This window comes from Pseudomonas brassicae (genome assembly GCF_010671725.1).
GTDB classification, from domain to species: domain Bacteria; phylum Pseudomonadota; class Gammaproteobacteria; order Pseudomonadales; family Pseudomonadaceae; genus Aquipseudomonas; species Aquipseudomonas brassicae.
Window position 1 is genome coordinate 40603 of the sequence record NZ_JAAHBU010000028.1, and the last position, 6433, is coordinate 47035.

The following is a 6433-nucleotide window of genomic DNA, read 5'->3' on the forward strand; positions in this document are numbered from 1 at the left end:
AGGCCCCAGCATACCCGAACTCGCCGCCGTTGCACGCCCCCGCGGGCTCGCCTCAGCGGCTGCTCAGCGGTGGCGCGGCCACCACTTGCGGCGGTGTTTTTGGGCTCAGCCAGTTGGCCAGGCAGCGGGTCGACAGCGGGATGAACAGGTACACCATCAGCGGCGTCAGCCCCAGGGTGCTGAGCAGGATGCGTGGCAGCAGGTCGAGTGCGCTCAGCCAATGGCCGAACAGCAGGTTGAATGCCAGCGACACCGGAAAGAACGCCAGCCATATTGCTACTGCTTGTTTCCAGCGTGGCGGGCGTTGTGCCGGGCCGGGGCCGAACCAGCCGTCGATGCCACTCACACGGTGTTCGTGAGGTTGCTGGAACAGCCCATTGCCGCGCGCCAGCCAGGCGCTGCGCGACGCCGAAAACTCCCAGGCGTGCAGGGTTTTCTCATCGGCAAAACGGAAGATGATCTGGAATTCGTCGTCGTTGGGCGGCGGGGCGAGCACGCCGGAGCCTAGGTAGCCAGGGAAGTCGGTGGCCAGTTGTTCGCCTTCGCGCAACCAGGCGATCAGGTCTTCGTAGCGGCCATCGGCAACGCGGCGCGCCACCATCAAGGTAACCGGAGGGGTAGACATCGTGTATCTCCTGGCAAAAATGAGCGCAGCGGGTAGCCGCGACCATGGAGCGCTGCCCGGGGTGATGGGCGGCGCTCAACGCATGTGTGTATCGAGTAGCAAGGATTATTCCGTAAATTGGCTGACGCGTCAGTGCTGGCACACAGATGCAGCGCAAAATCACGGTTGGGCAGGGCCGGGGGAAGCGGAGTAGAATGGCCGATCTCTCCAGAATCACGGTCTTTACGGCGATGATCGAGCTTACTTCGGCTTCCCCGAATCCTGACGTCCTCAACCATGAGGAGCTGTTTCCCATCCGTGAAGTGGCGCGCCTGACCGGTATCAACCCGGTGACCCTGCGCGCCTGGGAGCGCCGCTATGGGCTGATTCAGCCCACGCGCACCGAAAGTGGGCACCGCTTGTATTCGCGCTCGGACATCGACGACGTGCGTGCCATTCTTGGCTGGATCGAGCGCGGCGTGTCGGTGAGCAAGGTCGGCAAGATCCTGGCGCGCACCCGTACCCTCAAGGAACAGGCACCCGTGCCGGAAGGTTCCGGCCAGGCGGATTTGCGGCAGTGGCAGGCCCAGGTGCGCCAGGCCATCAAGGGCTTTGACGAGGGGCGCCTTGAGCAGGTGTATGGCCAGGTGTTTGCCAGCTACCCCCTGCTGGTGGTGTTCCAGGACATTTTCATGCCGGTGTGGCACGACTTGCGTGGGCCCAGCGAGGTGTTTGGCGCGCAGAGCGAGTGGCTGTTCCTCGACGGCTTCCTGCGTGCGCGGGCGTTGCAACGTTTGCAACTGGCGCGCGAGCAGCAAGAGGTGAGCGTGCTGCTGGCAGCCATTCCGGGGCACTGCCGCGAATTGGAACTGCTGGTGGCAGCGCTATCGCTGGGCTGCAGTGAAATCGCCATCAAGGTGCTTGCGCTGGGCCAGCCGATGGAAGAGTTGGGCCTGGTGTGCGAGCGCATTGCGCCGCATGCGCTGGTGCTGTTTTCCAATCACTCGCCGGCTGCAGACCTGCCCAAGCGCCTGGCCCGCCTGGCCAATGCGGTGGACTGCCCGGTACTGTTTGCAGGGGAGGCGGCAGAGTTGGCGCAGGAGGGGTTGATGGGGTCGCAGGTGGCGTGTCTGGGCAGTGAAGGGCGCTTGATGCGCCGGCGCTTGCAGCAGTACCTGGCAGGCCATCTGGACACCTGAGGGGCCTTTCGCTGGCAAGCCAGCGCCCACGGGTACATCACTGATCTTAAGGGCAGCGCCTTCCCTGTGGGAGCTGGCTTGCCAGCGAAGGCCACACCGCGGTATCAGGCCAGATGCAGCTCCGGGTGTGCCAACCGATGCTGGCGCAGGATGTACTGGCGCAGCCGCTCGATCTCCTGCGGCTGGTGCTGGCTCAGCCGATACGCGGCCAACCCGTCGGCCGTCTGGCGCTGCAACGTACCCTGCAGGTTGATCGGTGCATCGGCACCTGGGCTGAACCACAGGCTGAAGGTCTTGGGCGGCTTGCGCTCGGTTGGCACCTCCAGCAGCACACCCTTGAACGAAATCTCGCGTACCCGCAGGTCGGTGCTCAGCCCCAGCTCGTCGTCCAGCGCCACCGGCGTGTCGAGGTTCAGGCGCCATGGGCGCATCATCGGCCCGTCTTCATAGATGCTCGGCGCGCCCAGCTGAAGGCGTACCGCATGGAACTCATCCTCGACCAGTTGCAGCGGAAAACTCATCTGCTGGTTCTCGAACTGCGCCTGCAACGTCACCTGCTCGTGGGCGATCAGGCGTGTCAGCAGCTGCTGCACGTCGCTGCCGCCGTCCAGGCGCAGGCTCGAAGTGGCGTCCGCCAGGTTCAGCTGGGGCGAACGGTGCATGCTCTGGATGAAGTCCAGTTCATCCTGAGTCAGCAAGGCAGTTGATTGCATGGTCGAACTCGATGGTTTCAATCGGGAATCGTTTCTTCAGGGTGATGGACAGCGGATTGGCGCGTTAGTTATTACCGTTCGTCGGATTCGAGCGCCTCGATGCGCGCGCGGGCCTCGGCCAGTTGCGCTTCAAGCTGCGCCACGCGCTCGGCCGCGGCCACCTGCTGGCTCACGTCCTTCTGGATACCGATGAAGTACTTGAGCTGGTCACCCTCGTTGTACACCGGGGTAATCGACAGTTCGTTCCAGAACGTGGTGCCGTCCTTGCGGTAGTTGAGCAGCACTTCACGGCACGGCTGGCCGTTGCGGATCGCCTCGCGAATGCGCGCGCGCGCCGGCTGGTCGCGCGCTCCGCCCTGCAGGAAACGGCAATCGCGGTACAGGATGTCGTTGGCCGAGTAGCCGGTCAGGCGTTCGAATGCCGGGTTCACATAGATCAGGATGGTGTCGTCATCGCCTTCCTGTTCCGCCACCACGATCCCGTCGTTGGAAGCATCAATCATACGGTGCAGCAGTTTGGCATTGATCATCGACTTGGACCGAAAATGAGTGGGCGCGCGCAGTCCATCGATTCTAGTGCATTGAACGGCAGGCGGCATCCACGCCTGCGGCCTTTTGCCAGTGTGCGGTGTTAGTATCCTGCGCTTTTACTCTGTTCCGGGATTTGCTATGAAAGTTGCCATCCTTTGCGGCTCGGTCTACGGCACCGCCGAAGAAGTCGCTCGACATGCCGAGTCACGGCTCAACAACGCAGACCTTGAAGCCAGGCACTTCAAGCGGGCCCGCCTGCAGGACATTCTGGACTTCGCCCCGCAGGCGTTTCTGGCGGTCACCTCGACCACTGGCATGGGCGAGCTGCCCGACAACCTGGCGCCGCTGTTCAGCGAAATCCGCGACGTGCTGCCGGCCGCCTGGCGTGGCTTGCCGGGCGCAGTGATCGGCCTGGGCGATTCCAGCTACGGCGACACCTACTGCGGCGGCGGTGAGCAACTGCGTGAACTGTTTGCAGAACTCGGCCTGGTCGAGGTTCAGCCCATGCTGCGCCTGGATGCCAGTGAAACGGTCACCCCCGAGGTCGATGCCGAGCCCTGGATTGCCGCGTTTGCCGGCCAGTTGCGCGGCTGATCAGCCCGGCTGGGCGTGCTCGCGCAGCAACTCCAGCCAGGCCCGGGCAGCCCGTGACAGGTAGGCGCCCTGGCGCCAGATGAAGGCGATGTCCCAGCGCAGGTCGCTGGGTTCGCTCAGCGTCACGCGCACCACGCCGGGCCGCTCCAGGCCCCGCGCCACCACCCGTGGCAGCAACACCACGCCCTGGCCGGCGGCCACCAGTGCCGCGAGAAAGTCTGCCTGGCCGCTGCGCCCACCTTCCCTGGGGGTAAAGCCATACGCCTGGCAAGCGCTGAGCAGTCGGTCATTGAGCACGAAGCTGCGCTGGTACAGCAGAAACGGCGTATCGGCCAGTTGCCCCAGGCTCAGGCTTGCCGCACCGGCCAACGGGTGCGCTGCCGGCAGCAGGGCATCCAGCGGCTCGTTGCAGAACGGCTGACACGCGAAGCCGGGAGTGGTTGGCGTCAGGCTGCCGCCCAGTTCCAGCTCGCCACTCAATACCGCCTGTTCCACATGTCGGCTGCCGCCTTCGAGCAACTGCACGGTGATGTTGGGGTAGCGTCGGCGGTACTCGGCGAACAGTCCGGCAAACAGCGCATCGCTGCCCAGCAGCGGCAGGCCCAGGCGCAGTTCCCCGCGGCCCAGCTGGCCGAGGTCGTCGAGTTCGTTGTACAGCGCCTGACGCAGGCGCAGCATGGCTTCGCCGCGCTCCAGCACGATCCGCCCGGCATCGGTCAGGTGCAACTGCGAGCCATGGCGGTCGAGCAAGGCCAGGCCCAGGTCCTGCTCAAGCTGGGCCACCTGCTTGCTGACGGCCGACTGGCTGATGTGCAAGGTATGCGCGGCCTGGGTAAAGCCGCCCCGATGAACCACTTCGACAAAACTGCGCAGCTGTTTGAATTCCATCGTACGGATTCCATTTTGGAATGCCATCAAGTCTAACAATTCGCTTTTTGCATGGGCAGCGCAATTTTAGACTCAGCGCCCTGGAGGAACGCTGTGATGACTTCTTTATCCCTGAAACACGCGGTACGCCTGGTGGCTGAACTGGGCGTGCTGCTGGCGCTCTACCTCATGGGCAGTCAACTCTGCGCCTGGCTGCACTGGCCGCTACCGGGCGGGGTGATCGGCATGGCACTGCTGTTGCTGGTATTCGCCAGCGGCTGGGTCAAGCCGGCCACCTTGCAGGCGGGCGCGGGGTTGCTGATGGCCGAGATGCTGCTGTTCTTCATCCCCGCACTGATGAGCCTGCTCGACTACGGCCCCTTGCTGGGCGGGGTGCTGCTCAAATACCTGCCGTTGCGTACGCGCTGGCGCGGGGCGCGCTGTTCGGGGTGGGGGCGCATGGCGCCGGGGTCAGCCGCGCGCAGGAAGTGGGCGGCGAGGAAGGCTCTGTGGCGGGCCTGGTGATGGTGCTCAGCGGGATTCTCAACCTGTTCGTGGCGCCACTGTTACGTCATCTGCTGTGACTATTTTTCGCCTTGACCCGATGGGCCAATAAGCTGGCTGCCAATGCAACCCCGCACGGCGATGCTGGCCACTAGACTGTTGGGCAGTAGAGCACACGAATGTGCCGAGGTGATTGCAATGACCGCAGCCAATGCCTTGCCCGACGAAGCGTTGCCCAACCGTAGTTACATCCTCCAATCAGGACCCGTGTGATGCCACTCGCCGAGATTCCCTTGAGTGTCTGGCGTACCCGCGGTCGCAGTTTCACCTTCCGCCACCAGACCATCCGTTACTGGGCCGCAGGGCAAGGAGAGCCACTGCTGCTACTTCACGGGTTTCCCACCGCCAGTTGGGATTGGCATTACCTGTGGCAGCCGCTGGCGCAGCGCTTTCGCCTGATTGCCTGCGACATGCTCGGCTTTGGCGATTCGTCCAAGCCGTTGCGCCATGATTACAGCCTGCTGGAGCAGGCCGATCTGCAGCAGGCATTGCTGGAGCACCTCGGGGTGCGCGACCCGGTGCATTTGCTCGGGCATGACTACGGTGCCACGGTCGCCCAGGAGTTGCTGGCGCGCCACCATGAAGGGCGTGCCCAGGTGGCCAGCTGCGCGTTTCTCAATGCCGCGCTGTTTCCGGAGTGTCACCGCGCCTTGCTGGTGCAGAAACTGCTGCTCAGCCCGCTGGGCTGGCTGGTGGCGCGTTCGTTCGGGCGCGACGATCTGGTCAGGAACGTCACCCAGATCTACGGGCCGTGCACGCACCCCAGCGAAAGCGCGCTGGATGACTGTTGGAGCCTGATCGCGTCCAACCGCGGCAACCGCATCCTGCACAAGTTGGCTGCCTATGTGCCCGAGCGCATCGCCCGGCGCGAGCGCTGGGTGAGTGCCCTGCAGCAGGGCAGCGTGCCGCTGCGGCTGATCAACGGTGCGGTCGACCCGGTGTCGGGCGCGCATGTGGTGGCGCGCTACCACGAGCTGGTGCCCGACCCCGATACCGTGACCTTGCAGGGCATCGGCCATTACCCGCATACCGAAGCACCGGTACAGGTGCTGCGCCACTACCTGGCGTTCCGTCAGCAACCCTTGCCGGGCCTGGCGCGCAAAGTCGCCTGGTCCTGAGTATCGCGCTTTCTTATTGCCTGCCATTCAGCGTCCGCCCGGTTGATTGTCCGGGGCTGGGCGCTGGCTGACACTGCCTGCCTTGTCCCTTGCCCAGCTGGAGAACGGTGATGACCGAAGCGATACGCCTGGATGAAAAAGTTGTGATCGTCACGGGGGCGGGCGGGGGCCTGGGCCAGGCCCATGCACTGCTGTTTGCACGCCATGGGGCCAAGGTGCTGGTGAACGATCTGGGCGGCTCGG

General features: G+C 64.4%; 8 protein-coding genes and 2 pseudogenes. 6 read left to right on the forward strand and 4 right to left on the reverse strand.

What is annotated here, in order from left to right; translation table 11 throughout:
• Positions 1-52 precede the first annotated feature (52 nt).
• On the reverse strand, positions 53-625 hold the full coding sequence (locus G3436_RS02745) for a putative antibiotic biosynthesis monooxygenase (protein ID WP_163941012.1): 573 nt from the start codon (positions 623-625) through the stop codon (positions 53-55).
• A gap of 230 nt (positions 626-855) precedes the next feature.
• Between G3436_RS02745 and G3436_RS02750 the strand changes: the two genes are divergently transcribed.
• Entirely contained in the window at positions 856-1803 is a 948-nt protein-coding gene (locus tag G3436_RS02750) for a MerR family transcriptional regulator (protein ID WP_163941014.1), read from the forward strand.
• Positions 1804-1907: 104 nt separating this feature from the next.
• Here the strand turns inward: G3436_RS02750 and G3436_RS02755 are convergent, their stop codons facing one another.
• Together G3436_RS02755 and G3436_RS02760 are read right to left on the reverse strand one after the other, a co-directional pair.
• Positions 1908-2516: a PilZ domain-containing protein gene (locus G3436_RS02755; RefSeq protein WP_163941017.1), complete on the reverse strand. Its 609-nt coding sequence runs from the start codon at positions 2514-2516 to the stop codon at positions 1908-1910.
• Between the two features lie 71 nt (positions 2517-2587).
• Complete coding sequence (locus G3436_RS02760) at positions 2588-3046, reverse strand: PAS domain-containing protein (RefSeq protein WP_163941020.1); 459 nt, start codon at positions 3044-3046, stop codon at positions 2588-2590.
• Positions 3047-3185: 139 nt separating this feature from the next.
• Between G3436_RS02760 and G3436_RS02765 the strand changes: the two genes are divergently transcribed.
• Positions 3186-3641: a flavodoxin gene (locus tag G3436_RS02765; protein ID WP_163941023.1), complete on the forward strand. Its 456-nt coding sequence runs from the start codon at positions 3186-3188 to the stop codon at positions 3639-3641.
• On the opposite strand, the gene G3436_RS02770 is transcribed toward G3436_RS02765, so the two are convergent.
• Positions 3642-4529: a LysR family transcriptional regulator gene (locus G3436_RS02770; RefSeq protein WP_163941026.1), complete on the reverse strand. Its 888-nt coding sequence runs from the start codon at positions 4527-4529 to the stop codon at positions 3642-3644.
• A 96-nt stretch (positions 4530-4625) separates the two neighbouring features.
• Between G3436_RS02770 and G3436_RS26960 the strand changes: the two genes are divergently transcribed.
• From G3436_RS26960 to G3436_RS02785, 4 genes and pseudogenes are all read left to right on the forward strand, one after another.
• Entirely contained in the window at positions 4626-5033 is a 408-nt protein-coding gene (locus G3436_RS26960; protein ID WP_243666992.1) for a CidA/LrgA family protein, read from the forward strand.
• Positions 4982-5092: pseudogene (locus G3436_RS29190) on the forward strand (LrgB family protein); the annotation flags it as partial. The gene G3436_RS26960 and the pseudogene G3436_RS29190, both read left to right, overlap by 52 nt.
• A gap of 192 nt (positions 5093-5284) precedes the next feature.
• Positions 5285-6190: an alpha/beta fold hydrolase gene (locus G3436_RS02780; RefSeq protein WP_163941030.1), complete on the forward strand. Its 906-nt coding sequence runs from the start codon at positions 5285-5287 to the stop codon at positions 6188-6190.
• 110 nt (positions 6191-6300) lie between these two features.
• Positions 6301-6433 (forward strand): annotated as a pseudogene (locus tag G3436_RS02785) (serine/threonine protein kinase); the annotation flags it as partial.